Origin of the sequence: Thermococcus eurythermalis (assembly GCF_000769655.1) — an archaeon.
Classification (GTDB): Archaea; Methanobacteriota_B; Thermococci; order Thermococcales; family Thermococcaceae; genus Thermococcus; species Thermococcus eurythermalis.
On record NZ_CP008887.1, the window covers coordinates 921,383 to 946,549 of the forward strand.

Consider the following 25,167-nt stretch of genomic DNA (forward strand, 5'->3'; position numbering starts at 1 on the left):
CACCTTTTTAAAGCGCCCCGCGAAGGGCCGAGCATGGAGCTGTTTTACAGGGTGAGCTTTCAGGAAGTCGTGGCCGATGCTCTAAGCTTAGTTGAGGAGCGCGAGCTTTCATCGAAGCACGCCCTTGAGCGGGTCTTCCGGAAGGTTGCCGGAAAGGACAGGGAGAAGGCGAGGGGATTGGCTCACGCCTACGTATTCGAGATTGAGAAGTGGAGGGCCAAGATAGACTTCATAATCAACTCCGTGCTGAAGGGTTCGAAGGTGGAAGACCTTGACCCCTACCTTGCTAATCTCCTCCGCATAGGGACATTTGAAATCCACTTCCGGAAAGTCCCTCCGGCCATAGCCACCGACTCGATAATCCGCGTCGTCAAGGAGCGCTTCGACTTCTCCCGCGCCAAGTTCGTCAACGCGCTGATGCACTCGATAGAGAAGTTCGACGTGGAGAGGGCCTTAAAACGGCTCAAGGAGAGGGATAGAGTTGAGTGGCTCTCGGTTCGCTTCTCCCACCCGCGCTGGTACGTCGAATACGTGATAGAGCTTTTAGGCTACGACGAAGCTGTAAGGCTTCTCCTCAGCAACAACCGACCGCAGAGGTACTACGTCCGCGCGAACACCCTCAAGACCGACGTGGACTCCCTCCGAGATTACCTTGAGGAGAACGGCGTGAGAACAGCCCTAACACCCGTTCCGGACGTTCTGAAGGTTCTTGACTATAAGACGCCGGTGACGAGGCTCGACTGGTACAAAGAGGGGAAGTTCGTCATTCAAGATTTGGCCTCTGCCTACGTTGCCCACGTTCTGGCCCCGGAACCAGGCGAGAGGGTTCTCGACCTGGCGGCCGCGCCGGGGAGCAAGACCTTCCATGCCGCCGCATTGATGGAGAACAAGGGCGAGATAGTCGCGGTGGACTACTCCTACGACAGGTTGATGCGCATGAAGGAGAAGATGAAGCTCCTTGGAATCAAAAACGTCAAGCTCGTCCACGCGGACGGCCAGAGCTTTAGGGATAAGGCCAAGTTCGACAGGATAATCCTCGACGCGCCGTGCTCGAGCTCGGGGACCTACAGGCAATTCCCCGAAGTCAAGTGGCGCTTCGACGGGGACAAGATCAAGCGCATAATAAGCGTCCAGAGGAACATGCTCCGCAACGCGTACGAGAACCTCCGCGATGGCGGTGAGATGACCTACTCGACGTGCTCGATTAGGGTTGATGAAGACGAGGAGAACGTGCTCTTTGCAATTGAAAAAGTTGGGCTTGAACTGCTGGACTACGATTTCAGCTGGGGCGATAGGGGCTTCCTCGAAATCGGCGATAAAGTCTTCCGCGCGTGGACGCACAGGCACGACTGCAACAGCTTCTTCATAGCGAAGATGGGAAAGGGTTAAACCACCGGCTTCCTCCTCACCTGCCCCCTCGGGTACTCCTCCTCAAAAATCTCCGCGGTGAAGCGGTAGACCTTTGTATCTGGATCGAGCCAGCAGTCGGGCGGTAGACCGGCCTTCCAGCAGGTCTGAGCTAAGAACTCCTCCTCGTCCCAGCCCCACTCCACCGGCACCTGCGGGAGAAGTAGGCCGGAGTAAATGCCCTTCTCGATTATCAGGCCGTCCCTGCCGACCTGTATCTTCCTCGGCCTCTCCTCCGGGGGCCCTTCCACCGGCTCCGGTGGTGTTAAAACACTGACTTCCACCGTCAGCTCGTCGAGCTCCTCAGGCCTAACCGGCGGGAACCGGGGGTCTTCGACGGCGGCATGAATGGCCGCTTTAATCGTCGCCTCGACCAGCGGATAAACCGGCAGTGGGAAGCCTATGCACCCGCGGAGCGCCATCTGTGGCGGGACGTTGTGGCGGTTGAGGGTCACGAAGACTCCCATCTTCTCCCAGAGCTCCGGCGGTGTGTCCTCTGGAGGTTCGATTACTCTTCCGTTCCTCACGTACTCCTCGATGGCTTTCCTCGCGAGCCTGACGAGGAACTCGCCCCACTCGTCCTTAATCCTGTACATCAGCACCACCCTAACTGGTATTTGGCGTAAAGAGTTATTTAACTTTCCCGCAAAGTTTAAAAAATTGCCGAAAAAAGATAAGTCGGGTGTCGAAAGTGGTGATAGTCGAGTTCGTCATCGTGCCCCTCGGCGAAAAAAGCCTGAGCAGGTACGTTGCAGAGGTAGTAAAGCTTTTAGAGAGGAAGGGAGTTAAGTATCAATTGACGCCGATGGCGACCATCATAGAGGTTCCAACCGTGAAGGAGGCATTCGCAATAATCGAGGAGGCCCACGAGCTCATGTTCAGGCTCGGCGCCGAGAGGGTCTCGACGACCGTGCGGATTGACGACAGACGCGACAAGGAGAGGCACATGGAGGACAAGGTCAAATCCGTAATGGCCAAGGTGAGGGGTGAGGATGAGGGTTCTCGTTCTGGCCATTGACCGTGATGACGATTTCGGCAAAAAGGCGGGCGTTAAGGGGCCCGTCATAGGGCGAGACGCCTGCTTAGACGCTGCCCTAAAGCTCAGCCTGGCCGACCCGGAGGACAGCGACGCGAACGTCGTCTATGCGGCCGTTAAGCTGAGGGACGAGCTTGAGGAGAAGGGGGAGTTCGACGAGGTTGAGGTTGCGATAATCACCGGCCACCCGAAGGTCGGCCTGAAGAGCGACATGGAGCTTGCAAGGCAGCTTGATGAAGTCCTTAGGGTCTTCCCGGCTGACGGGGTCATTCCTGTCACCGATGGCGCTGAGGACGAGCAGATTTTCCCGATAATCTCGTCCAAAGTCCCGATAATAACCTCTCACCGCGTCGTCGTCAAGCAGAGCCCCGGCATCGAGACGACGTGGTACATCATCGCCAAGTATATGAAAGAAATCCTGAGCGACCCCGAGGTCGCGCGCGTTGTCTTCGGTATTCCGGGCCTGATGGCTCTGCTCTACGGAATGGCAAAGCTCGTTGGTGTATGGTACCCCGAGAGCGAAAAGATAGTCTCAACCGTGATATGGGGAACTATCCTCCTGATAATTGGCGGGATATTCTTCTCAAAGGGGTTCAATATCAGTCCCGGGCACATATTTACAGCTCTCAGACAAGCTGTCGTTGAGCAGTTTATTGTAGTGCTGTCATTTGTCTCCGGCCTGCTCATTATCGTCAGCGGTGCAATTAACGCGTACCTCAACCTGGAGAGCTATTCGCTCAAGCTGATTGGTAGTTACCCGGGGACGTCCCTCTTGGCGACGCTGATTTACCTGAACGCTCTCTCATCTTCAATTGCCATAGGCATCGCCGTGATGATGAGTGGCAAGGTTATCCACGCATACCTCAAGAGGGATCGCCACATCTGGTACTACGTCTCGGCCCTGCTCATGACCCCCGCGCTGTGGGTGACCGTAGACCTCACCACACGCTACGCGCTGGCGATACTGACGATATCGGACATAGACGTCTTCCAGAAACTGCTGTTTGCGATATTTGACGTCGCGCTGGCGGTTGTGGTCGGCGTCTACCTCCGTGGAAAAGTTAAGGGATGGATGGATGTTGAAGCTAAACGAAGCAATACGCGAGTACGAGCTAAGGCGTGAAGAGGGCCTGAAAGAGGCCGAAAAGCTCCGGAAAAAGTACGACAAATGGCTCGGCAAAAAGAAGAAAGAGCTCCTCAAGGCCGTTGAGAAGCTCGAAAAGGCCAGGCCCCCAAAGAAAGTTGATGAGAAGCTCCTTCAGATAGTTGAGACGGATAGAAGGAACTACGTAAACGCGATAAGGCACGCCCTTGAGGGCATACAGACGATAGACGACCTTGGAAAGCGGCTCCAGGATCTGGCGAAAGTCCACTTCGACTACGGGAAGCACGTCATAATCCTTTTTGAAAAAGAGGTTTACGCCATCAACTCCCTTTTGAAGGAGCTCACTGAGGGCTACGCCAAGTTTAGGAGCGAGCTTGAAGAAAGCATTCCGCCAAAGATTGATGTCGTTGCAAAACTTGAGGAGCTCAGAGAGACCCACAGGGAATTCCTGGAGAAAAGGGAGGCCATTTCTAGGCTCGCACGCAAGCTCGAGGAGCTGAGGAGCAATCTTGAGTATGTTGTATCGTCCGAGGAGTTCGTGGAAACAAACAGGGAAATCCAAGATATCTCCAAAGAAATCCGCTCGGTTGAACTTGAGCTCCGCTCAAAAGTCTCGAAGCTCCAGAAGCCTCTGAAGAGAATGCGTCTCGGCGGGATAGCAGACGAGGTCGCCAGGGACAGCGGGGTTGCCCTTGAAAGGCCGAACGAGTTCCTTTCGCTTCTCAAGGCGGTGTACCCAAAGCTCGACGGCAAAGCCCAAAAATCCGCCAGGTGGCTGATGGAAAACTTTGAAGAAAGGCTCTCCGAGATGTCAGCCCTTCGTTCAAAGCTGGAAGAGCTCAGCAAAAGGCGGGAAGAAATTTTGGGGGACACCGCGCAGGTTCAGGCCGAGTTCCAGGCCATAGAGCGGGAGCTGTCCATTCTGGCAGAGGACGTCAAGAAACTTGAGAAAAAACTGCTGAGGCTTGAAAATGAGCTGAAGGCGGAACTGGAAAAGCTTGAGGCTTACCTGGGGGAGCGCATCGAGCTGACCTCCTCCCCGCCCTGAAGGACGAGGGTCAGTCCCTCGCCATGGACGGAGAGGTTCGAGGGGCCTCATTCAGGCCCAATTCAAAGCGGGCTTTCAGCCCCTCTGGCCGGGCCTCCGGCCAATTACCCCTACCTGCCGTTAAACCCTGCAGGCTTAGGGTTATAGTTTTCACAACCTTCTTTAAAATGTTGAAAGCTCCAACCAAGTCAGCGTTAAAAACAAGCCCCGTTGCGGGACACTTAAACAAACCGCGGACGAAGCGAGCCCCTTCGTGAGGCCTCCCGCAAGCAGGGCAAGTCCGAGAAGTGAAAGCCTCATCAACAACCACAACCTCAATACCATACTCTTCAGCAACCTCAGTCAAACGTTTAATCACGTGATTAAACCGCCAAACGTGGGAGATGATGAAATTCTGCTTTTTACCTCTGTCGGAGTTTCTGGCAATCCCCCTCGGGTAGCCAACGACAATTCTTGAAACTCCTAAGTCGTAGAGTTTCCTAACCGTTTGTCTTACTGCCGTGTTGATGTAGTGTTTCGCCTGAAGTTTAGCCTTCCCGTGCATTCTTTTGAGTTTTCTGCTCGCTTTAGCTCCAGACTTGTTGAGTCTTGACTGGTAATCGGCAATCCGCTTTTGCCAGTAAAAGTCAATACTCTTCAACGGCCTACCGTTAACGAGGAAGCTTTTCCCGTTTTCAACGTAAACGGCCATTAGGTTGTTTACGCCCAAGTCAATCCCCGCTGAAAGGTTTCCTTTCGGCTTTCTTGGGAGTTTAACCCATTCCCTACCCTCAAGTTTTTCCTTGACAGTAAGGCTGATGTGAGCATACCACTTCCTTTTCACGTCGTCATAGGTTATTTCCAAGCGTCCTTGCTTACCCTTCAAGTGTATCCTGCCCTTGAACTGAACTTCCAGCTTTTTGAATTTGCCAAGGCCTTTCAGAATCAGCTTGTTTCCCTCGATTCTGTACTGGTCGTTCCGGAGGACGATTAAGGGCTTTCTTCTCCCATCTTCCTTCAAGTAGTTTGGTGGTTTTGGCTTAAGTCAGTTGGGGAGTTCTCCGTTCCGCTTTTTTCGGAGGAGGGAGAAGAAACTCCACCAAGCTTCGGCGTTTTTCCTCGCTATTTGCTGGACTGTTGCAGAGCCGATTTCGTGCTTAAACTCCCCATAAACGGTTTTCTCAGTCTTGTTAAAGTCCACGATTTTGTTTTGGAAGTATTGTTGGCGCCTCAAGTAGTTTACTCGGTTCCAAGCCTTGGCCCCAAGGTTGGCTAACTCAAAGAGTGTCTTCTCCTGTTCTTTTGAGGGCTGGAGTTTGAAGGTTATTGAACGCTTCATTTCAATTGATAGTATGAATTTTAGGCTTTAAACTAGTTTCGCTCGTTGGGTTTACCACTTCCCCGCCGTGAACGGCAAGGCTCTCAAAAGAAAAATGTAATAAAATAGGTTTACCTAATTCCTTTTGGTGGTGGAGATGTTCAAGGTTGACAGGCTCCGCTTTGGAACCGCGGGGATTCCCCTTTCTGCCCCGAAGCGCTCAACGATAGACGGCATCATCCACGTGAGGAACCTCGGGCTCGATGCAATGGAGCTAGAGTTCGTCCGCGGTGTGAACATCAAGCCCGAGCTTGCCAAGAAAATAAAGTACGTCGCCAAAAAGCACGACGTCCTGCTCACAGCTCACGCGCCCTACTACATCAACCTCAACGCGAGCGAGAAGGCCAAGGTCGAAGCCAGCAAGAGGAGGATAATCCAAAGTGCGGAGAGGCTTCATCAGGCGGGGGGCTGGAGCGTCGTTTTCCACGCCGGCTACTACCTGAAGCAGGACCCCGCGAAGGTCTACAACAGGATTAAGGACGCGTTGAAGGAAATAGAAAAGGAGCTCATGGACAGGGGGATAGAGGTGTGGATACGGCCCGAGCTGACAGGGAAGCCGACGCAGTTCGGTGACCTGAAGGAGATAGTGAAGCTGAGTGAAGAGCTGGAGATGGTTCTGCCCACGATAGACTTTGCCCACGCCCACGCGAGGAACAAGGGCAAGTGCAACTCGGCCGAGGAGTGGCGCGAAATGCTGAGCTTTATGGAAGACAGGCTGGGCAGGGAAGCCCTCGACAACATGCACATCCACGTGAGCGGCATCGAGTACACGGATAAGGGCGAGAAGAGGCACCTGAACCTCCAGGAGAGCGACATGAACTGGGAAGACCTGCTCGGAGTCCTCAAGGAGTTCCGAGTTAGGGGTGTCGTCATAAGCGAGAGTCCCAACATCGAGGGTGATGCGCTCTTGATGAAGAAGAAGTACGAGGAGATAAAGGTCTAAAGCCCAATTCCAGAAGTCAGACCTTCGGGAAAAGCTCTGTTTACCTGGAGCTTTTTTGTGCCCTTTTCTGGCCTCTTGTTTTGAGGCATTCGATTAGGGCCTTTAGAATCTCATCGTCACCCTCTGAAAGGATTTCGGCGATTCTCTCGGCTATAAGGTTCTTCTGAAGAATGGCCTCTATTCTCCTTTTGATTTTTTCCGCTTCCTCGCTCTCGTCCCCTTCAAGCTTCTCAAGGGCCTTCAGGAGGCTTGCCCTCATCTCCTTTACGTCTTCCTCGATTTTCCGGTAATAGGCCTCGCGACGCCAGTCCTGAATGTTCTTTGTGGCGGTGTAGTAGGCCTTCCTGTCTCCAGGCTTTTTTATTCTCGTCACGAGCCCGATGCTCTCAAGAAACTTGAGGGCGCTGCTGACGTGGGAAATGGAGTATCCCGTTCTCTCCGCTATTTCTCTAAGGCTCATGGGTTCTTCCTCAAAGAATAGCAGACCGTAGATGTAGCCGTAAAGCTCGCTAAGGCCAAACTTTCGCGCGGTTCTCGCGAAGTGCTCCATCATTATGCGCTTGGCTTCCTTCACACCCACGCATCATTCCCCCGCGATGACCAGGGTGTCAATGGAAAGAATCTGGCCGCCGTTTAAAAGTTCTCTTTCGAGGGACGAGAGCTCCTCAAGGTCGTTTACCCGAACTTTAAGGAGCATGTCGTATTCTCCATAGAGCCGGTGCACCTCAAGGGTCTGGGGGAGGCTTTTTAGGGACTCCAGAACTTCAAAATCGTGCCTCGAATCTGTCACGAGGAGCATGAAAGCTTCCATAGGGGTCACCGGTTTATGTAGGAAGTCTCAACATATAAAACTTTCGGAAATTTCCGAAAGTTGTGAAAAACAAAAATGCTATCAGTAGGCCTCGACAAGGCTCGGCTGGCCGTGCCACCTGTGCTCCTCAACCTCGATGCGGACCTCCAGGGGTTCGAGGGGCTTTACCTCGTATCCCTTACTCCTGCCCCACTTCTCTATCTGCCTCAGCACGACCCTCGTCCCGATGCGGGCGAGCGGGTAGAACGGAATCAGGAACGGGTTGCCCTTCATGACCATCGGTAGCCCGCGTATTACCTCGTCCATCATGTGTTTCCATGCGTAGTACAGGTGCAGGAACTGTCCGTAGGTTATCATCTCGTCTATGCGGTAGAACTCCTGGTCTCTGAGGAGCCCCATTGGAATGAAGGCCAGCGGGGTCACGGTAAAGTGCGCTCTGTTGCCGAGCTTCGCCTTGAGCTCCTCCTCCATCGTGATTATCAGCTGGGCAGTCATTATCTCGTCCTCATCGGTGTCTCCAGGAAGGCCCAATATCGTCGTGTAGGCCGGGAACCAGTAGTTCTTGTTAAGGACGTAGGTTCCGTTGAGCAGAACCCAGGGCCACTCCTCGGGTGAGAATGGCTTCATCTTGTTGTTCATGTACTTTCCAATGAGCCTCGGCGAGGCCGTCTCAAAGCCCACCTGTATGCCAATCCAGTGGTTCGGCCCTGCCTCGACTATTTCTGATATGCGTTCTATCATCCCCGGGTTCGCTAAAGCGCCTGCCACCGCGCCGTGGGTCGGGTTGACGTTCCTTGTGTATCTCCTGGCCATCTCGAAGAGCTCTACAACAGCTTCGGCGTTCGGATAGAAGTTCCTCTTGTCCTCGACCTTGTAGAGGAAGATGTCCTCGCTGTGGAGCCATGCGTGGTCTATGCCCGCTTTTACGTTGAGCCTTATCTCGGCCTCGATGTTTTCAAGGGGTATGTAGCGGGCCACCCTCAGGTTCGGCTCGCAGAAGCGGCAGCCCCTTCCGCAGCCGCGCATGACCTCGATGAGGCCCTTGTACGAGGGGGCAACTATAGTGGGAATCTGCTCGACCCTCGGCCAGCCCTTTATGAATATCGTTTCGTCGGCGCTCCCGGATTCGATGTCCCTGAAGAGGTCGCCGGCAACGTGGTCGACCTCGCCTATAACGACGTGGTCAATCCTGAGCTTTTCCCGCTCTTCCCTTCTGAAGTCCACCTGCCAGGCTCCCGGGCCTCCGACGACGAGCTTGAAGTCCAGCCCCTTCGCGTCCCTGATGCGGTTTATCCTCTCGACGAGCTCCCTGAACTTGACCTTGGTGTAGTTCGTCCATTTCCCGCCGTTCGTGAACATCATGCTCACGGGGCCGAGTCCGAGGGGGTCCATCTCGTATAGGGCCACAACGGTTGTGTCCCTGCCGATGAACTTCTCTATCCTGCGCGGGTGGGCGACGACAACTTCGTCCCGCCTAAAGCCGTCTCTGAGGAGTGCCGCCTCGACCTTCCTGAGACCGTAGGGAGCCTGCGTTAAAACGCCGTTCTCGTCTGGAAGCTGGGTGTCAAGGAGCCTGAAGACCCACTTTGGAAGCTTGTCGTAGGGTGCACAGCCCAGGAAGTCCAGCAGGGGGACGTCGTGGTACGTGCTCGTCAGCGTTTCGTCGGTCGTCAGCACGATTCGAGTCATTTTGGTCACCATAGGTATGAAAGAAAAACTGCATATTTAAGAGTTTCCATTTTCTTTAATACCCAAAGTGCCAATTTGGAATATGTCGGTATCAAACTATATAAAAAAGTAAAAAAACGTCTAAACCGCCTGGGTGTCCAACTGAATCCGGTTATATTTTGATAGTATCTCCTTGACATTGTCAATGGGCAAAGCGTACCTCACGTGTCCGTTGCCCTCAACCGTTCTCGCCTGGAGAAGCGCGTTGATTATGGCCTCCTCAGTCGCCTCGGCGGTTGCCTTGAAGAGCCTGCTGAGGGCGTTGTCGGGCAGGAAACTGAGCAGGTGGGGCTCTTTATCCAGCGGGGCCGTCTGCGCCGTTGAGAAGGCAAGGACTACGTCCCCGCTCCCGTGGTACGCGTAGCCGCCGGTTCTCGCGAGGCCGACAACTGCCCTTTTCGCGACCCTCTTCAGCCCCCTCGCGGTCAGGGGCGCGTCCGTTGCCACCACCATCGAGATGCTGCCCTTCGCGGAGGGCCCCCTTCCGGGGTAGTCCTTCAGCTCAAGGCCGACGGGGACGCCGGCTATTGTGAGGTCTTCCCTCCTGCCGAAGTTCGCCAGGACGAGCGACGCGACCGTGTACTCCTCGCCGCCGATTTCGACGACCCGTGAGGAAGAGCCTATTCCGCCCTTGAACTCGAAGGCGCTCATTCCGGTTCCAGCACCAACGGCACCTTCCTCAAAGTCAAGGCTCGCGTTTTTGACGGCCTCGAAGTAGTGCTCCTCCCTGACGGCCATCTTCCTGATGTTGTTGAGGTAGGAGTCGTTGCACTCCATCACGACCGGAGAGACGCTCTTCAGGTCTGGGTTGAGCTCAATCATGTGCTTTACCATCGCGCTTGCGACCGTGTAGACGCTCAGCGTGTTGGTTAGGGCTATCGGCGTCTCAATGTAGCCGAGCTCATCGACCTGGACGAAGCCTATTGGCTTTGAGAAGCCGTTCATGACGAAGGTCGAGGCAAAGAGCTTTTCCTTGAAGGGGTTCTTCACCGGCGGGAGCAGGACAGTAACCCCAGTCCTCACGTCGTCGCCCTCGATGAGGGTTACGTGGCCGACCCTGACTCCCAGGTCGGCTATCGAGTTCCTCTTTCCGTGCTCGAAAACGCCTATCTTTATGCCCAGCTCCGGGGCCTTCATGGTATCACCGGTGATAAATTGTATGCCGGGCTTAACAACCTTGCCCAATCAAGGCTTATAAAGGGCAAAAACCGAGTTTTGGCCATGAGGTTTAAGGTCAGCTACCTCGCTTTCACCCTCCCACTGGCGTTCCTGTTCGTTTTCTTCTACCTGCCTATGGTGGATATCATGAGGCTCGGCCTGTGGGAAAACGGCCCGACCCTGAAGTTTCTTTCTGCCGTCTTGGGAAACTCTTACCACCGCTGGGTCATAGGGTTTACGATAGGCCAGGCCCTCGCCTCGACGGCCCTGACGCTCCTCATAGGGCTCCCCGGGGCGTATATTTTTGCCCGCTATGATTTTCCAGGGAAGAGGGCAATCAGAGCCCTTCTGACCGTCCCGTTCGTCATGCCGAGCATAATGGTGACCCTTGGTTTCCTCCTGCTGTTCGGCAGGGACGGGTTCATAGCCGGCATAATCGGGCGTGACCCCGGCATAGTCTACACCTGGAAGGCCATACTGCTTGCCCATGCCTTTTACAACTTCCCCATCGTTGTCAGAATGGTCTCGTCCCTCTGGGAGAGGGTCAATCCTCACTACGAGGAGATGGCCAAGACCCTCGGTGCGAGGGGCTTCAGGCTCTTCTGGAAGGTCACCCTGCCCCTGATATCGCCTGCCATTTTTGCTTCCGCGATGCTGACCTTTATATTCTGCTTCCTGAGCTTCTCAATCCCGCTCGTCCTTGGGGGATACAGATACGTTACAATAGAGGTTGATATCTTCTCGACCGTCATGACGCTCCTTGACTTCAGGACGGGCTCGGCGCTGGCGGTCATACAGATAACCCTTAGTGCGCTCTTCATGTACATCTACCTCCGCTCTCTCGATGCCTATTCAAAGAGGGAAGAGCAGAAAGTGCTCCAGACGCCGGCGAAGCTTGGACTCCGCGACCTTTTGAGCCTCAAGGGGCTCGGAATAGTCCTCTACTCCCTCCTCGTGCTCGTCTTTATAGTTGCGCCCCTCCTTGCTGTGGTCTACGACTCCCTTCTCTTCAACGGCCACCTCAGCCTTGAGAACTACAGGAGGGTCTTCTCACCCGAATACAACCCCATGTTCGGCATCTCGACGTTTGGGGCGGTTCGGAACTCAATCCTCTTTGGCTTCACGACGGTCGTGGTCTCGACGCTCATAGCACTCCCCCTCGCGTACCTCCTCAACCGCTGGGACTTTAAGGGCAAGAGACTCCTCGACGTCCTCGTCATGCTCCCCCTGGCTAGCTCCCCTGTTACGGTGGCCTTGGGGTACATCATGGTATTCCAGTCCACACCCCTCTACTACACGTTCTGGATTATCGCCATAGCGCACTCCATCATAGCGTATCCGTTTGTCTTCCGCTCCCTCTCCACAGGGCTCGGCAAGATAAAGCGGAACCTCCGCGAGGCCGCGCTGGCGCTGGGGGCAAACGAGTGGAAGGCGTTTGTGAAGGTCGAACTGCCCCTCGCGGTCGGTAGCTTCATAGTCGGGGCGATATTCGCCTTTGCGATGAGCATAGCCGAGCTCGGTGCGACCTATATGCTCGCCCCGCCAGAGTACACGACCATGAGCCTGGCCGTCTACAAGTTTATCGGGTCGAGGCAGTTCGGTAGTGCGTCTGCCCTCTCCGTAATTTTGATGGCTGTCTCGGTTATAGGATTCCTAATGATAGAAAAGGTCGGTGAGGACGTATGGTGAGTGTTGAGTTACGGGGCGTGAGCAAGCGCTGGGACAACTTCGAGCTTCAGGTTGATCTCTCAGCCCGGGACGGCGAGTTCCTGACGCTTCTCGGCCCGAGCGGGTGTGGAAAAACGACGACCCTCAGGATAATAGCCGGCCTCGAAAGGCCCGACTCTGGGAGGGTCTTCTTCGACGGGAAGGACGTCACTGACCTTGAGCCCTACGAGAGGAACATCGGCATCGTCTTTCAGGACTACGCCCTTTTCCCGCACATGACGGTGTTCAAGAACGTCGCTTTTGGGCTGGAGATGAGGAAGGTATCTAAGGTGGAGATAGAGCGGAAGGTCAGGTGGGCGCTTGAACTCGTGGGTCTGGAAGGCTTTGAAAACCGCTATCCGGAACAGCTGAGCGGTGGACAGCAGCAGAGGGTGGCCCTCGCAAGGGCCCTTGTTGTGGAGCCCGAAGTCCTTCTCCTCGACGAGCCCCTCAGCAACCTCGACGCCAAGATAAGGGAGCGCCTCCGCGCTGAGATACGGCGCATTCAGCGGGAGCTCGGCATAACGACGATATACGTTACCCACGACCAGGAGGAGATGGCAGTGAGCGACAGGATTGCCGTCATGAACGTCGGCAGGGTTGAGCAGATAGGTGAGCCCCTGGAGCTTTACTACCACCCAAAGACGGAGTTCGTGGCCAGGTTCCTTGGAATAAGCAACATACTGGAGCTCGATGCGGAGAACGGTGTGGCAAGGCTGGGGGGCATTGAATTCAACGTTGGGGTTGATGGGAAGGTCAGGGTGTTCTTCAGGCCGGAGAGCGTCCTCGTGACTCCCGGTGGTGATGCCCGTGTTACGGGATATGAGCTCCTTCCGGGGCGGATTAGGCTTTACCTCGACGTTGAAGGTCACACAATCATAGCGGAGCGCCCACTTCCGGATTTGCCCTTTGAGCCTCACAGCGTCCCTCATAAGGTAGGCCTTGTGGTAAGGTCTTTCTCACTCCTCACTTTATAACATGTTTATGTCAAAAAAAGTTTTATAAATTGCTTTTATCGCCGTTTCTATGTCAACTAAATGTCAGTTACTGGGGGGACGCTCATGGGTTGGTTCGAAAGGTACTTCGAGTTCGAGAAGTATGGAACCGATATGAAAACCGAAGTGCTCGCTGGAGTGACGACATTTCTGACTATGGCTTATATCCTCTTCATTAACCCTAAAATCCTCAGCGATGCGATGGGCCCTGAAGCCTTTGACTCGCTCGTCGCCGTCACAGCCCTTGCAGCTGGTTTTACAACGATACTCATGGGTATCTACGCCAAGAAGCCCTTCGCCCTCGCGCCCGGTATGGGCCTCAACGCCTACTTCGCCTACACAGTGGCCCCGAAGTACGGCTGGAAAGTGGCCCTCGCGGCGGTTTTTGTTGAGGGCCTCATCTTTATAGCCCTCACAATCACAAAGGTCAGGAGCGCGGTAATCCACGCGATTCCCAGGAGCCAGAAGTATGCAATCGGTGCCGGAATCGGGCTGTTCCTCACGCTCATAGGGCTCAACGATGTCGGGCTCCTCTCTGCGCAGGTTGAAGGTTCCAAAGATGCCGTCATATCCCTCGGCAAGACAGTTCTCCTGAGTGGAACTCTCAAATTAACCGGTCTGAACACGAATGTTCTATTATCAAAGCAGATACTACTTTTCTTTTTTGGAGTTCTCCTCACTGGTATCCTCATCTCCCTGCGCATAAAGGGTGCTCTTCTGATTTCCATACTGACTACGAGCGTCCTCGGCTGGGTCACCGGAGCGGCGCCCTGGCCCGAGAAGCTGTTCTCGACTCCAACCATAAGCTACACTTTCATGCAGATGGACCTCCACGGCCTCATAAGTGCTGGAGCCCTTGGAGTCGTCTTTGCGTTCTTCATGGTGGACTTCTTTGACACCCTTGGAACGATAACCGGTCTGAGCGCCAAGGCCGGCTTCCTCACAGAGGACGGCAGGGTTCCCGACGCCGAGAAGGTGCTCCTGACGGACGCTATTGGTACGACCGTCGGAGCTGTCCTTGGAACCTCAACAGTCACCACCTACATAGAGAGTGCGGCGGGAATAGAGGAGGGCGGCAGGACTGGAATGACTGCCCTCGTCACAGGATTCCTCTTCCTCGCCATTGGACTCTTCATAGCCCCGCTTGCTCAGGCAATACCGGCCTTCGCAACCGCCCCTGCCCTCGTCGTGGTCGGATATTACATGCTCAGTGCCCTCAAGGAAGTCGACTTCAGCGACCACACCGAGGCACTGCCCGCGTTCCTCGTCCTCGTCACGATACCATACACTTACTCGATAGCCGACGGAATCGGCGCGGGCTTTATAAGCTACACCGTCCTAAAGGTCTTCAGCGGCCGCTGGAGGGAAGTTCACCCGCTCATGTACATACTCGCGATGGTCTTCGTGGTTTATTTTGCCTACCTCGGAGGCCTCTTCTGATTCTTCTCTTTTCTCATTTCAGCTAGTTTTTTCTCGGGAAAGACAGTTCAGAACAGAGTTAATGATGGGAAAGAATTCATTTCTTCTCACGTTTCTCTTTGAGGAACTGCTTGAGGACGTAGGGGCACTGCTCCTGGATAAACTTCGCGAACTCCTTCATCCTCTCCACGGTTATTTCGCTGACGTAGTGCTCGAACTGGCAGGCGTCCTGCTCGGCTATCTCCTCGGGTATGCCGAGGATGTCAACGAAGAACTTTGTGAGGGCCAGGTGCTTTGAGTAGGTCTCCTTTGCTATTCTCTCTCCTTCCTCGGTGAGCAGAATTCTGTCGTACTTCTCGTACTCGACGAGTCCCTTCTCGGCGAGCTTCTTGAGGGCGTCAACGACGCTTGGCGGCTTGACGTTCATTATCTTCGCTATGTCCTTAACGCGGATTACACCCTTGTTCTTGTGAAGGAGGTACATTGTCTCAAGGTACTCTTCCTCTCTCTTACTGACTCTCTTGCTGACTTTCACACTCCTCACCGGGTTAGGTTGGCCAAAAACCTTTAAGTAGTTTTCCCAAAACTTAAAAGTTTTAGGAGAACCCCCTATCGGTGGTTGAGATGGCGCTCTATTTCATAGGACTTGGGCTCTATGATGAGAAGGACATAACGCTCAAAGGTCTTGAAACAGCCAGAAAGTGCGACAAGGTATTTGCCGAGTTTTATACGTCACTCCTCGCGGGAACAACGATAGATAAAATTGAGGAGCTCATAGGCAAGCCCATCATGAGGCTAAGCCGGGAAGACGTCGAGCTCAATTTTGAGAGGATAGTCCTCCCGGAGGCCAAAGAAAAGGACGTCGCGTTCCTCACTGCAGGAGACCCGATGGTGGCGACAACCCACTCGGACTTAAGAATCCGGGCAAAGAAAGCGGGCGTCGAGAGCTACGTCATCCATGCGCCCAGCATCTACTCTGCCGTGGCGATTACGGGTCTCCAGATTTACAAGTTCGGGAAGAGCGCCACCGTAGCTTATCCAGAGGGAAACTGGTTCCCGACGAGCCACTACGACGTAATCAAGGAAAACAGGGAGCGCGGCCTTCATACACTCCTGTTCCTTGACATAAAGGCTGACCAGAACCGATACATGACCGCCAACGAGGCGATGGAGATACTCCTCCAGGTTGAGGGCATGAAAAAAGCGGGAGTGTTCACGCCGGAGACGCTCGTCGTTGTCCTCGCCAGGGCCGGTTCTCTGAACCCGACGATAAGGGCGGGCTACGTTAAGGAGCTGATAGACGAGGACTTCGGAAGACAGCCTCACGTTCTCATCGTGCCGGGTAGGCTCCACATCGTCGAGGCGGAGTACCTGGTTGAGTTCGCCGGTGCACCCAAGGAACTCCTGGAGGAAGTTTAGCGAAAGCTTTATATTTCCCCCCGTTCCCCATACTTTGGGCGGGCCCGTGGTCTAGTCTGGTTATGACGCCGCCCTCACGAGGCGGAGGTCCGGGGTTCGAAGCCCCGCGGGCCCACCATCGAAACTTTGCCTTCGCAAAGTTTCATCAAAGTTGGTAGCTCCTTTTGGAAAGCTAAATTTTAAGTGGTTTTCTCATTGAATTGTCGTTTTGAGTGTGAGAATCTCTATAATTGCTCCTTTTGTATAGGTTTACTTTTTGAATCGACGCCCGAAGGGCGTCAAAAGAGAGTAAACCCCCTTTATATGTGTTGTTTTGGCTGGTTTCTCTTTTGTAAAGTGGGATTTTACAGGTAAAATCTACTCTACTTGGGCCGTTATGTAAAGAGCTACGAACTTTTGGTGAAGCTTTTTCCAAAAGCTTCCGCGAAGTTCGCTTTGCAAAAATTTTACACACTTCTCAGCATGAAAAAGGGTTGCAAGGTTCGAAAGCCTTTTAAATAGTCTCCACAAGCTCCCTTCAGCTTAGGGGAGACAGTGGGGGCAGGATGAGGGAAAATGGCTTGGCATGTCTTCATTCCCGATTCCCTCCTTGAAGAGACCGACGACCCAAAAATCCGGACGTACAAGGTTGGGCAGGTTGCGAGGGCCTGCGCAATCTTCGGCGTCGAGCACATCTGGATTTACAGGGCAGGCGGAAGGGACGGGAAGTTCATCAAAACGGTCCTTGAGTACATGGAAACCCCGCAGTACCTCAGGAAGAGGCTGTTTCCGATAATGCCAGAGCTCCGCCACGTCGGTGTCGTCCCCCCGCTCAGGACGCCCCACCACAAGCTCAAAGGGAAACCCAAGGTCAGCGAAATCCGCGAGGGCTATGCCTTCCGGAAGGGAAGACGGGTGTACGCTGACATCGGGCTCGACGAGCTGGCCCTGGTTGAGGGGGACGTTGAAGGGCGCGCAACGTTTAGGATTGTCTCGACGAAGCCTCTCAAAGTCATTCCAGCGAAGCCAGAAGGGTACTGGGGCTACAGGGTTCACCTGAGCAGAAAGCCCCTGGCGAAAACACTTAAAAAGGCTCACCTGGATTTGGCAATCGCGACCTCGCGGAAGGGTCGCGACGTGAGAGAGGTCAGCCTTCCCCCGCTGGAGGGGGAGGTTGGTATCGCCTTTGGCTCGCCGAGGAAGGGCGTTATGGAGCTCCTCGGCGGCGAGTACGAGTTTGATTTCGTGCTCAACACGATTCCAAATCAAAAAACTAAAACCGTCCGCACCGAGGAGGCGCTCCTCGCCACGCTGGCGATATTCAATCTCATGAGGAGGGATTGAGATGGGAAAGGTTCACAGACCAAGGAGAGGTTCACTCGCCTTCAGCCCGAGAAAAAGGGCTAGGAGTGTAGTCCCGAGAATCAAGAAGTGGCCAAAGGACAGTGAGGTCAGGATGCTGGGATTCGCTGGTTACAAGGCCGGCATGACCCACATCCTCATGATAGACGACAGCCCCGGGCTCACCAAGGGCAAGGAGATATTCGTGCCCGTGACCATAGTTGAGGTTCCGCCGCTCTTTGTCTACGGAATCAGGGCTTACAAGCAGGGCTATCTTGGCCTCGAGACCGCCACTGAGGTCTGGTTCCACGAGCTCAACGACAACGTCAAGAGGCGCATAAAGACCCTGCCGAAGGACTATAACGAGGAGGCGTTCCAGGCCAAGCTCGGCCAGCTTGAGGACCTCGTTAACGACGGCGAGATTGTTGACGTCAGGCTTCTCGTCCACACCCAGCCCTGGCTCATCAAGCTCAAGAAGAAGCCCGAGGTCATGGAGTACGCCATCGGTGGCGACGACGTCAAGGCCAAGTTCGACTACGCCAAGGAGAAGATAGGCAAGGAGCTCCGCGCTAGCGAGGTTCTCCACGAGGGAGAGCTCCTCGACGTCATAGCCGTCACCAAGGGTAAGGGCACTCAGGGCCCGGTTAAGCGCTGGGGCGTCAAGGTTCAGTTCCACAAGGCCCAGAGGGCTGGAAAGGGCAGGCACATCGGTAACCTCGGTCCCTGGCACCCGGCCCGCGTCATGTGGACCGTTCCGCAGGCCGGTCAGATGGGCTTCCACCACAGGACCGAGTTCAACAAGAGGCTCATCGCCATAGGCGAGAACGGAAAGCTCGTGCTCGACGGCAACGAGATTGAGATAACTCCGAAGGGTGGCTTCCCGCACTACGGAATCGTCAGGAGCGACTTCCTCATGATTGAGGGTAGCGTTCCGGGTTCCTTCAAGAGGATAATTCGTGTTAGGCCCGCTATAAGGCCGCCCAAGAAGAAGCCGCCCGTTGAGAGGCCCCAGATAACCTACGTCAGTAGGGAGTCCAAGCAGTGAGGTGAGATAGATGAAGGTTAAGGTCTTCAACCTCGAAGGCGAGCCCGTTGAGGAGATAGAGCTCCCCAAGGTGTTCAGCACTCCTTTCAGGCCCGACCTCATCAGGAGAGCTGTCATCGCTTCCTGGACCCACAGGATACAGCCCCAGGGAAGGGACCCGCTCGCTGGAAAGAGGCGCGTTACTGAGAACATCGGTAAGGGCCATGGAATGGCGAGGGTCGAGAGGATAAAGACCCCGCCGAGGTTCGCGGCCTTCGTTCCCTTCGCGAGGGGTGGAAGGAGAACCCACCCGCCGAAGGTCGAGAAGATAATCTGGGAGGACATCAACAAGAAGGAGCGCAGGCTTGCCATAATGAGCGCAATCGCCGCCACCGCCAACCCTGACCTCGTGAAGGCGAGGGGACACGTCACCGACAACGTTCCAGCCTTCCCGCTCGTCGTCGTTGACGACCTCGAGAAGGTCTTCAAGACCGCCCAGACCAGGGAGATATTCAAGAAGCTCGGTGTCTGGGACGACATTGAGAGGGCCAAGAGGAACACCAAGATAAGGGCCGGTAAGGGCAAGATGCGCGGAAGGAGGTATAAGAAGGCCAAGGGCCCGCTCATCGTCGTTGCCAAGAACGAGGGAATCGTCCAGGGAGCGAGGAACCACCCGGGCGTTGACGTCGTTACCGTCGACAACCTCGGTGTTGAGCTCCTCGCTCCGGGTACCCACCCTGGAAGGCTTACCATCTGGACGAAGGGCGCTATAGAGAGGCTTAGGGAGCTCTACGGGTGATGAGAGATGGACCCATATAAGGTTATCATAAGGCCGCTCGTTACCGAAAAGGCCGTCTCGCTCATTGAGAAGGAGAACAAGCTCACCTTCATAGTGGACAGGAAGGCCACCAAGCAGGACATCAAGAGGGCCGTGGAAGAGATGTTCAACGTCAAGGTCGAGAAGGTCAACACCCTCATCACCATGAAGGGCGAAAAGAAGGCCTACGTCAAGCTCAAGCCCGAATACGATGCGAGTGAGGTTGCCGCAAGGTTGGGATTGTTCTGAGGTGATGTGAGATGGGAAAGAGTCTTATACAGCAGAGGAGGGGTAAGGGAACCACGACCTTCCGCGCTCCTTCCCACAGGTACAGGGGCGCTGTTAAGTACGTTCCTCTCAACGTCGTGAAGGAGAAGACCCTCAGGGGAGTCGTTGAGGAAATCCTCCACGACCCTGGAAGGACTGCCCCCGTCGCTCGCGTTAAGTTCGAGGACGGAACCAAGAAGCTCATCCTCGCCCCCGAAGGAGTTCTCGTCGGCCAGGAGGTCTACATCGGACCCGAGGCCCCGATAGCCATAGGCAACACCCTCCCGCTTGCCAAGATACCAGAGGGAACCTACGTCTACAACATCGAGGGCGTTCCGGGCGACGGCGGAAAGTACGTCAGGGCTGGAGGAACCTACGCCCTCGTCGTCAGCAGGGAGAAGGACAAGGTCATCGTTCAGCTCCCGAGCGGTGAGCTCAAGCAGTTCAAGCCCGAGTGCAGGGCAACAATAGGTGTCGTTGCGGGCGGTGGAAGGCTCGAGAAGCCAATAGTCAAGGCCGGTAAGGCCTACTACATCGCCAAGGCCAGGAACAGGTTCTGGCCGAAGCCGAGAGGTGTCAAGATGAACGCCGTCAACCACCCGCACGGTGGTAAGGAGCACCACATAGGTAGGCCCTCGACCGTTTCCCGTAGAGCTCCGCCCGGAAGGAAGGTCGGTCACATAGCCGCGAGAAGAACCGGTAGGAGGAAGTGAAGATGGCGAGAAAGAAGGAGTTTAGGTATAGGGGTTACACGCTCGACGAACTGCTCAATATGTCCCTTGAGGAGTTCGCCAAGCTCCTCCCGGCCAGGCAGAGGAGGAGCCTCAAGAGGGGTCTCTCCCCGGAGCAGAAGAAGCTCCTCAGGAAGATAAGGCTTGCCAAGAAGGGCAAGTACAACAAGCCCATAAGGACCCACAGCAGGGACATGATAGTCCTCCCCGAGATGGTTGGCATGACCATCCACGTCTACAACGGCAAGGAGTTCGTCCCGATTGAGATAAAGGAGGAGATGATAGGCCACTACCTCGGTGAGTTCGCCCTCACGAGGAAGATAGTCCAGCACGGCTCACCTGGTGTCGGTGCTACGAGGTCATCAATGTTCGTGGCAATCAAGTGAGGTGGTTTAGATGAGCAGGGGCAGGTTTTCCTACTCATTCCAAAATTTTGACCCCGAGAGGATGGCTCGCGCGAGCGGAAGGGACCTCAGGATTTCACCCAAGCACAGCGTCGAGCTCCTCAGGGAGATTAAGGGCATGATGCTCAACGACGCCCTCCGCTACCTCGACGACGTCATAGCCAAGAAGAGGCCGGTTCCAATGAAGCGCTTCAACGACAGCCAGGGCCACAAGCCGGGTAAGGGCTTCGGTCCAGGTCGCTACCCGGTCAAGGTCGCCAAGGCCGTCAAGAAGATACTCCTCAACGCCAAGAACAACGCCGAGCAGAAGGGCCTCGACGTCGACAGGCTCAAGATAATCCACGCTGCTGCCCACAGGGGCCCGGTCCTCAGGGGATACATCCCGAGGGCCTTCGGAAGGGCCACACCGTTCAACGAGCAGACCACCCACATAGAGATAGTTGTCGAGGAGATTAGGAGGTGAGACCCTTGGCCATTGAGAGGTACTTCATCAGGGAAGGCGTTAGGGAAATGCTCATTGACGAATACCTTGAAAAGGAGCTTAGGAGGGCCGGCTATGGCGGCCTTGACATAAAGAAGACCCCCCTTGGAACCAAGGTCATCATCTTCGCGGCGAGGCCCGGCTATGTCATCGGAAGGGGCGGCAGGAAGATAAGGGAGCTCACCAGGATCCTTGAGAGGCAGTTCGGCCTTGAGAACCCGCAGATTGAGGTCGAGGAGATCAAGAACCCCTACCTCAACGCCAAGGTTCAGGCCGTCAGGCTCGCCCAGGCCCTTGAGAGGGGCGTCCACTTCAGGAGGGCCGCTTACTCAGCTATCAAGGCCATCATGAGGAACGGAGCAAGGGGTGTCGAGATAAGGCTCAGCGGAAAGCTCACCGGTGAGAGGGCCAAGAGCGTCAGGTTCTACCAGGGCTACCTTGCAAAGGTCGGAAACCCTGCCGAGACCCTCGTCAGCAGGGGATACGCCCAGGCCCTGCTCAAGCTCGGTGTTATCGGTGTTAAGGTCTCCATCATGCCGCCCGACGCGAGGTTGCCAGATGAGATTGAGGTTAAGGAGGTAGTCGAGGAAGAGGTGAGCGCCAATGAAGCCCAGTGAGATTAGGGAGATGAGCATTGAGGAGATCGAGCAGAAGATAAAGGAGCTCAGACTTCAGCTCGCCAAGGAGAGGGGTATGCTCACCATGGGGGCTTCCATAGAGAACCCCATGGTCATCCGCAACCTCAGGCGCGACATAGCGCGCCTGCTTACCATAAGGAATGAGAAGCTTAGGGAGAAAAGGTGAGGTTAGGTGCCGAGGATTGTGAACCCTCTGGATGAGATGCTCTTTAAGGAGGTCCTCAAGGAGCAGCAGAGGATTAGGGTCTACATCGAGAGGGCCCGCTACGGAAAGCTTAAGACCATAATCGAGGGTATAGACGAGAAGGAATTCGACCTCGAGGATATAGCAAAGAAGCTGAAGGCGAAGCTGGCATGTGGCGGAACCGCAAAGAAAGGAAGGATAGAGCTCCAGGGCGACCACAGGGACCGTATCAAGAAGTTGCTGGCAGAGCTTGGATTTTCAGAGGAGCTCATAGAGGTCGAGTGACGCGGAAGAACATAATCTGGCACGAGCTCATAGGCCTCAAAGCAAAGATTATAAGGGCATCTCATCCAGAGCTGGTCGGCATCGAGGGCTACGTCCTTGATGAGACGAGGAACACCCTCACCATAGGTGGGGAGAAGGTTTGGGTCGTTCCAAAGGACGTGGTCGAGATTGAGTTCGACCTCGGCGATGAGAAAATCCGGATCCATGGTAGTGATTTGATTGGAAGGCCTGAGATGAGACTCAAGAAGAGGTGGAGGAAATGAGAGAGATTGGATTGAGGGTTCAGCCTCCCGCTGAGGTGTGTGACGACCCCAAGTGCCCCTGGCACGGGAACCTCAAGATACACGGGAGATACTTTGAGGGTATCGTCGTCAGCGATAAGGGTAAGAAGACAGTAGTTGTCGAGAGGCAGTACTACCACTACCTCAAGAAATACGAGCGTTACGAGCTCAGGAGGAGCAAGGTCCACGCTCACAACCCGGAGTGCATCAACGCCAAGACCGGTGACAAGGTTCTCATAGCCGAGACCAGGCCGATAAGCAAGACCAAGAGCTGGGTGGTTGTTGCAGTCCTTGAGAGGGCCGAGAGGAAGGAGGAGGTGTGAGGCAATGGCCAAGAAGGGTGCCGGTGCGACCAGGGGTATAAGCCCCGTCAGGCCAACTCGCGCTCTTCCGATCGGTGCTTACCTCAAGGTTGCTGACAACAGCGGTGCCAAGGTCATCCAGATAATTGGTGTCGTTGGCTACAAGGGAACCAGGAGAAGGCTCGCCGCCGCCGGTGTCGGCGACATGGTCGTTGCCACCGTCAAGAAGGGAAGGCCTGACATGAGGCACCAGGTCGTTAGGGCCGTCGTCGTCAGGCAGAGGAAGGAGTACAGAAGGCTCGACGGCATGCGCGTCAAGTTCGAGGACAACGCCGCCGCGATAGTCACTCCGGAAGGCGTCCCGAGGGGAACCGAGATTAGGGGTGCCATAGCCAGAGAGGCCGCCGAGAGGTGGGTCAGGCTCGGTAGCATAGCGAGCATTGTGTTGTGAGGTGAGAGTAATGAAGCTTGATATGAAGCAGCCGAGGAAGCAGAGGAAGTTCCTCTACAACGCTCCCCTTCACCTCAGGGGCAAGATAATGAGCGCCACCCTGAGCAAGGAGCTTAGGGAGAAGTACAACGTTAGGAACCTCCCCATCAGGGTGGGGGACAAGGTCAAGGTCATGCGTGGAGACTTCAAGGGCACCGAGGGCAAGGTCGTTGAGGTCGACCTTAAGAGGTACAGGATTTACGTTGAGGGCGTTACCCAGAAGAAGACCGACGGAACCGAGGTCTTCTACCCGCTCCACCCGTCGAACGTTATGATTGTCGAACTCAACCTTGAAGATGAGGAGAGAAAGAAAATAATCGAGAGGAGGGCTGAGTAATGGCGAGAAAGGGTCCGAAGAGGCACCTTAAGAGGCTTGCCGCCCCAACTTCCTGGTACATCCACAGGAAGGAGTACATGTGGGCCGTCCGCCCGAGCCCCGGCCCGCACAGCATGAGGACTTCCATACCGCTCCTCTACATAGTCAGGGACTACCTTGGCTACGCGAGGACCGCGAGAGAAGCCAGGAAGATACTCAACGAGGGCAAGATACTCGTTGACGGCAGGGTCAGGAAGGACTACAAGTTCCCGGTCGGAATCATGGACGTTATCTCCATCCCGGACACCGGAGAGCACTACAGGGTCCTTCCAAACAGGATTGGCAAGCTCATCCTCCACCCGATAAGCGAGGAAGAGGCCAAGATCAAGCCCTTCCGGGTTAACAACAAGAGGATGGTCAAGGGTGCGAAGGTTCAGCTCAACCTCCACGACGGAAGCAACCACCTCGTCAGCCTTGCTGAGAAGGACGCCTACAAGACCTCCTATACCGTCATCATGCAGGTTCCGGAGAGGCAGATAGTCAAGATACTGCCCTTCGAGGTCGGCGCCTACGTCTTCGTTACCCAGGGTAAGAACGTCGCCAGGAAGGGTAAGATAGTCGAGGTCAGGCACTTCCCGATGGGCTGGCCCGACGTCGTTACCATCGAGGACGAGAACGGCGAGCTCTTCGACACCCTGAAGGAGTACGCCTTCGTGATTGGTAAGGACAAGCCGGAGATTTCCCTTCCGTGAGGTGAGATGAGATGCAGATTAACAGGGAGGCTATCCTCGCAGACTGGGAAGCTCACCCAATGAGGAAGCCCAGGATCGCGAAGGTCACCATAAACATCGGTGTTGGCGAGAGCGGTGAGAGGCTTACCAAGGCCGAGAAGATGCTCCAGGACCTCGTCGGCCAGAAGCCGATAAGGAGAAGGGCCAAGCAGACCAACAGGGACTTTGGAATCAGGCGTGGCGAACCCATAGCCGTCAAGGTCACCCTCCGTGGAAAGAAGGCCTACGAGATGCTTGACAGGCTCCTTGAGGCCGTTGATAGGAAGCTCCACGTCGGCAACTTCGACGAGCACGGGAACTTCTGCTTTGGAATCCAGGAGCACATAAACATCCCGGGCGTCGAGTACGACCCTGAGATAGGTATCTTCGGTATGGACGTCTGTGTCACCCTTGAGAGGCCTGGCTTTAGGGTTGCCAAGAGGAAGAGGCAGAGGAGGAAGATACCGACCAGGCACAAGCTGACGAAGGAGGAGGGTATAGTCTTCGCTATTGAGGAGTTCAAGGTCAACGTGGAGGGATTGTGAGATGGCGAAGGCTGATTACAACAAGAGGAAGCCGAGGAAGTTTGGTAAGGGCGCGAGAAGGTGCATGCGCTGCGGCCAGTACGGCCCGATAATCAGGATACACGGCCTTATGCTCTGCAGGCACTGCTTCCGCGAGGTCGCTCCAAAACTCGGCTTCAAGAAGTATGAGTGAGGTGAGA

32 protein-coding genes, 1 tRNA gene and 1 pseudogene are annotated in these 25,167 nt (G+C 55.1%); 27 read left to right on the forward strand and 7 right to left on the reverse strand.

Annotation, left to right across the window (positions count from 1 at the left end; genetic code table 11):
* Nucleotides 1–33: 33 nt before the first annotated feature.
* On the forward strand, nucleotides 34–1,389 hold the full coding sequence (locus TEU_RS04885) for an RsmB/NOP family class I SAM-dependent RNA methyltransferase (RefSeq protein ID WP_050002718.1): 1,356 nt from the start codon (nucleotides 34–36) through the stop codon (nucleotides 1,387–1,389).
* Here the strand turns inward: TEU_RS04885 and TEU_RS04890 are convergent.
* Nucleotides 1,386–2,003, reverse strand: a complete 618-nt coding sequence (locus TEU_RS04890; RefSeq protein ID WP_050002719.1) for a TIGR00296 family protein — start codon at nucleotides 2,001–2,003, stop codon at nucleotides 1,386–1,388. The two genes, TEU_RS04885 and TEU_RS04890, sit on opposite strands and share 4 nt — an antisense overlap.
* Nucleotides 2,004–2,098: 95 nt before the next feature.
* On the opposite strand from TEU_RS04890, the gene TEU_RS04895 reads away from it, so the two are divergent.
* From TEU_RS04895 to TEU_RS04905, 3 genes are read left to right on the forward strand one after another with little or no spacing between them, the layout of a single operon-like run.
* Nucleotides 2,099–2,425 (forward strand): MTH1187 family thiamine-binding protein, encoded by a 327-nt coding sequence (locus TEU_RS04895; protein ID WP_050002720.1) that lies wholly within the window; start codon nucleotides 2,099–2,101, stop codon nucleotides 2,423–2,425.
* Complete coding sequence (locus tag TEU_RS04900; RefSeq protein WP_050002721.1) at nucleotides 2,400–3,566, forward strand: DUF373 family protein; 1,167 nt, start codon at nucleotides 2,400–2,402, stop codon at nucleotides 3,564–3,566. The genes TEU_RS04895 and TEU_RS04900 overlap by 26 nt, the downstream gene beginning before the upstream one ends.
* Nucleotides 3,520–4,596, forward strand: coding sequence for a coiled-coil domain-containing protein (locus tag TEU_RS04905; protein ID WP_050002722.1), 1,077 nt, complete (start codon nucleotides 3,520–3,522; stop codon nucleotides 4,594–4,596). Before TEU_RS04900 ends, TEU_RS04905 begins: the two co-directional genes overlap by 47 nt.
* A gap of 10 nt (nucleotides 4,597–4,606) precedes the next feature.
* Here the strand turns inward: TEU_RS04905 and TEU_RS04910 are convergent.
* Nucleotides 4,607–5,914 (reverse strand): annotated as a pseudogene (locus TEU_RS04910) (RNA-guided endonuclease InsQ/TnpB family protein).
* 136 nt (nucleotides 5,915–6,050) lie between these two features.
* Between TEU_RS04910 and TEU_RS04915 the strand changes: the two are divergent.
* The gene (locus TEU_RS04915; protein WP_050002723.1) at nucleotides 6,051–6,896 is read left to right on the forward strand and encodes a deoxyribonuclease IV; all 846 of its coding nucleotides are present in this window, start codon (nucleotides 6,051–6,053) and stop codon (nucleotides 6,894–6,896) included.
* Nucleotides 6,897–6,936: 40 nt separating this feature from the next.
* On the opposite strand, the gene TEU_RS04920 is transcribed toward TEU_RS04915, so the two are convergent.
* The 4 genes from TEU_RS04920 to TEU_RS04935 all read right to left on the reverse strand — a co-directional run bounded on the left by TEU_RS04920 (nucleotide 6,937) and on the right by TEU_RS04935 (nucleotide 10,572).
* The gene (locus TEU_RS04920; RefSeq protein WP_050002724.1) at nucleotides 6,937–7,476 is read right to left on the reverse strand and encodes a GbsR/MarR family transcriptional regulator; all 540 of its coding nucleotides are present in this window, start codon (nucleotides 7,474–7,476) and stop codon (nucleotides 6,937–6,939) included.
* A gap of 3 nt (nucleotides 7,477–7,479) precedes the next feature.
* Nucleotides 7,480–7,707 (reverse strand): Lrp/AsnC ligand binding domain-containing protein, encoded by a 228-nt coding sequence (locus tag TEU_RS04925; RefSeq protein ID WP_050002725.1) that lies wholly within the window; start codon nucleotides 7,705–7,707, stop codon nucleotides 7,480–7,482.
* 81 nt (nucleotides 7,708–7,788) lie between these two features.
* Nucleotides 7,789–9,396 (reverse strand): B12-binding domain-containing radical SAM protein, encoded by a 1,608-nt coding sequence (locus tag TEU_RS04930; protein WP_050002726.1) that lies wholly within the window; start codon nucleotides 9,394–9,396, stop codon nucleotides 7,789–7,791.
* A 120-nt stretch (nucleotides 9,397–9,516) separates the two neighbouring features.
* Nucleotides 9,517–10,572 (reverse strand): DmpA family aminopeptidase, encoded by a 1,056-nt coding sequence (locus TEU_RS04935; protein WP_050002727.1) that lies wholly within the window; start codon nucleotides 10,570–10,572, stop codon nucleotides 9,517–9,519.
* A gap of 84 nt (nucleotides 10,573–10,656) precedes the next feature.
* Between TEU_RS04935 and TEU_RS04940 the strand changes: the two genes are divergently transcribed.
* The 3 genes from TEU_RS04940 (at nucleotide 10,657) to TEU_RS04950 (ending at nucleotide 14,735) form a co-directional block, all read left to right on the forward strand.
* A complete protein-coding gene (locus TEU_RS04940) occupies nucleotides 10,657–12,282 on the forward strand; it encodes an ABC transporter permease (RefSeq protein WP_050003938.1) in 1,626 nt (541 codons plus the stop codon).
* Nucleotides 12,276–13,277 carry an ABC transporter ATP-binding protein gene (locus TEU_RS04945; RefSeq protein ID WP_050002728.1) on the forward strand — a complete coding sequence of 334 codons (1,002 nt, stop codon included), beginning with the start codon at nucleotides 12,276–12,278 and terminating at the stop codon, nucleotides 13,275–13,277. Before TEU_RS04940 ends, TEU_RS04945 begins: the two co-directional genes overlap by 7 nt.
* 84 nt (nucleotides 13,278–13,361) lie before the next feature.
* Entirely contained in the window at nucleotides 13,362–14,735 is a 1,374-nt protein-coding gene (locus TEU_RS04950) for an NCS2 family permease (RefSeq protein ID WP_050002729.1), read from the forward strand.
* 76 nt (nucleotides 14,736–14,811) lie between these two features.
* Here the strand turns inward: TEU_RS04950 and TEU_RS04955 are convergent, their stop codons facing one another.
* Entirely contained in the window at nucleotides 14,812–15,198 is a 387-nt protein-coding gene (locus TEU_RS04955; protein WP_050003939.1) for a metal-dependent transcriptional regulator, read from the reverse strand.
* 140 nt (nucleotides 15,199–15,338) lie between these two features.
* Here TEU_RS04955 and dph5 point away from each other — a divergent pair, with 140 nt between their 5' ends.
* The 19 genes from dph5 to TEU_RS05050 all read left to right on the forward strand — a co-directional run bounded on the left by dph5 (nucleotide 15,339) and on the right by TEU_RS05050 (nucleotide 25,160).
* On the forward strand, nucleotides 15,339–16,133 hold the full coding sequence (gene dph5, locus TEU_RS04960) for a diphthine synthase (RefSeq protein ID WP_050002730.1): 795 nt from the start codon (nucleotides 15,339–15,341) through the stop codon (nucleotides 16,131–16,133).
* A gap of 40 nt (nucleotides 16,134–16,173) precedes the next feature.
* Nucleotides 16,174–16,251: transfer RNA gene (locus TEU_RS04965), tRNA-Val, on the forward strand.
* A 437-nt stretch (nucleotides 16,252–16,688) separates the two neighbouring features.
* Nucleotides 16,689–17,456: a putative RNA uridine N3 methyltransferase gene (locus TEU_RS04970; RefSeq protein ID WP_050002731.1), complete on the forward strand. Its 768-nt coding sequence runs from the start codon at nucleotides 16,689–16,691 to the stop codon at nucleotides 17,454–17,456.
* A 1-nt stretch (nucleotide 17,457) separates the two neighbouring features.
* Nucleotides 17,458–18,498, forward strand: a complete 1,041-nt coding sequence (locus TEU_RS04975; RefSeq protein WP_050002732.1) for a 50S ribosomal protein L3 — start codon at nucleotides 17,458–17,460, stop codon at nucleotides 18,496–18,498.
* Nucleotides 18,499–18,508: 10 nt separating this feature from the next.
* Complete coding sequence (rpl4p, locus tag TEU_RS04980) at nucleotides 18,509–19,276, forward strand: 50S ribosomal protein L4 (RefSeq protein WP_050002733.1); 768 nt, start codon at nucleotides 18,509–18,511, stop codon at nucleotides 19,274–19,276.
* Between the two features lie 6 nt (nucleotides 19,277–19,282).
* On the forward strand, nucleotides 19,283–19,543 hold the full coding sequence (locus TEU_RS04985; protein ID WP_050002734.1) for a 50S ribosomal protein L23: 261 nt from the start codon (nucleotides 19,283–19,285) through the stop codon (nucleotides 19,541–19,543).
* Nucleotides 19,544–19,554: 11 nt separating this feature from the next.
* Nucleotides 19,555–20,274: a 50S ribosomal protein L2 gene (locus TEU_RS04990; RefSeq protein WP_042692804.1), complete on the forward strand. Its 720-nt coding sequence runs from the start codon at nucleotides 19,555–19,557 to the stop codon at nucleotides 20,272–20,274.
* Nucleotides 20,275–20,276: 2 nt separating this feature from the next.
* A complete protein-coding gene (locus TEU_RS04995) occupies nucleotides 20,277–20,678 on the forward strand; it encodes a 30S ribosomal protein S19 (RefSeq protein ID WP_050002735.1) in 402 nt (133 codons plus the stop codon).
* A gap of 10 nt (nucleotides 20,679–20,688) precedes the next feature.
* A complete protein-coding gene (rplV, locus tag TEU_RS05000) occupies nucleotides 20,689–21,159 on the forward strand; it encodes a 50S ribosomal protein L22 (RefSeq protein ID WP_050002736.1) in 471 nt (156 codons plus the stop codon).
* A gap of 5 nt (nucleotides 21,160–21,164) precedes the next feature.
* Entirely contained in the window at nucleotides 21,165–21,794 is a 630-nt protein-coding gene (locus TEU_RS05005) for a 30S ribosomal protein S3 (RefSeq protein ID WP_050002737.1), read from the forward strand.
* Nucleotides 21,781–21,981 carry a 50S ribosomal protein L29 gene (gene rpmC, locus TEU_RS05010; RefSeq protein WP_050002738.1) on the forward strand — a complete coding sequence of 67 codons (201 nt, stop codon included), beginning with the start codon at nucleotides 21,781–21,783 and terminating at the stop codon, nucleotides 21,979–21,981. The genes TEU_RS05005 and rpmC overlap by 14 nt, the downstream gene beginning before the upstream one ends.
* Nucleotides 21,982–22,017: 36 nt before the next feature.
* Nucleotides 22,018–22,284, forward strand: a complete 267-nt coding sequence (yciH, locus tag TEU_RS05015; protein ID WP_265100837.1) for a stress response translation initiation inhibitor YciH — start codon at nucleotides 22,018–22,020, stop codon at nucleotides 22,282–22,284.
* Entirely contained in the window at nucleotides 22,170–22,547 is a 378-nt protein-coding gene (locus TEU_RS05020) for a ribonuclease P protein component 1 (RefSeq protein WP_081947204.1), read from the forward strand. The genes yciH and TEU_RS05020 overlap by 115 nt, the downstream gene beginning before the upstream one ends.
* A complete protein-coding gene (locus TEU_RS05025; protein ID WP_050002741.1) occupies nucleotides 22,544–22,888 on the forward strand; it encodes a 30S ribosomal protein S17 in 345 nt (114 codons plus the stop codon). Before TEU_RS05020 ends, TEU_RS05025 begins: the two co-directional genes overlap by 4 nt.
* Nucleotides 22,889–22,892: 4 nt before the next feature.
* Complete coding sequence (locus TEU_RS05030; RefSeq protein ID WP_011250482.1) at nucleotides 22,893–23,318, forward strand: 50S ribosomal protein L14; 426 nt, start codon at nucleotides 22,893–22,895, stop codon at nucleotides 23,316–23,318.
* Between the two features lie 10 nt (nucleotides 23,319–23,328).
* A complete protein-coding gene (rplX, locus tag TEU_RS05035) occupies nucleotides 23,329–23,694 on the forward strand; it encodes a 50S ribosomal protein L24 (protein ID WP_050002742.1) in 366 nt (121 codons plus the stop codon).
* Nucleotides 23,694–24,425 carry a 30S ribosomal protein S4e gene (locus TEU_RS05040; RefSeq protein ID WP_050002743.1) on the forward strand — a complete coding sequence of 244 codons (732 nt, stop codon included), beginning with the start codon at nucleotides 23,694–23,696 and terminating at the stop codon, nucleotides 24,423–24,425. Before rplX ends, TEU_RS05040 begins: the two co-directional genes overlap by 1 nt.
* An 11-nt stretch (nucleotides 24,426–24,436) precedes the next feature.
* Nucleotides 24,437–24,988 (forward strand): 50S ribosomal protein L5, encoded by a 552-nt coding sequence (locus TEU_RS05045; protein ID WP_050002744.1) that lies wholly within the window; start codon nucleotides 24,437–24,439, stop codon nucleotides 24,986–24,988.
* A gap of 1 nt (nucleotide 24,989) precedes the next feature.
* A complete protein-coding gene (locus tag TEU_RS05050; RefSeq protein WP_011250478.1) occupies nucleotides 24,990–25,160 on the forward strand; it encodes a 30S ribosomal protein S14 in 171 nt (56 codons plus the stop codon).
* The last annotated feature ends 7 nt before the right edge of the window (nucleotides 25,161–25,167 follow it).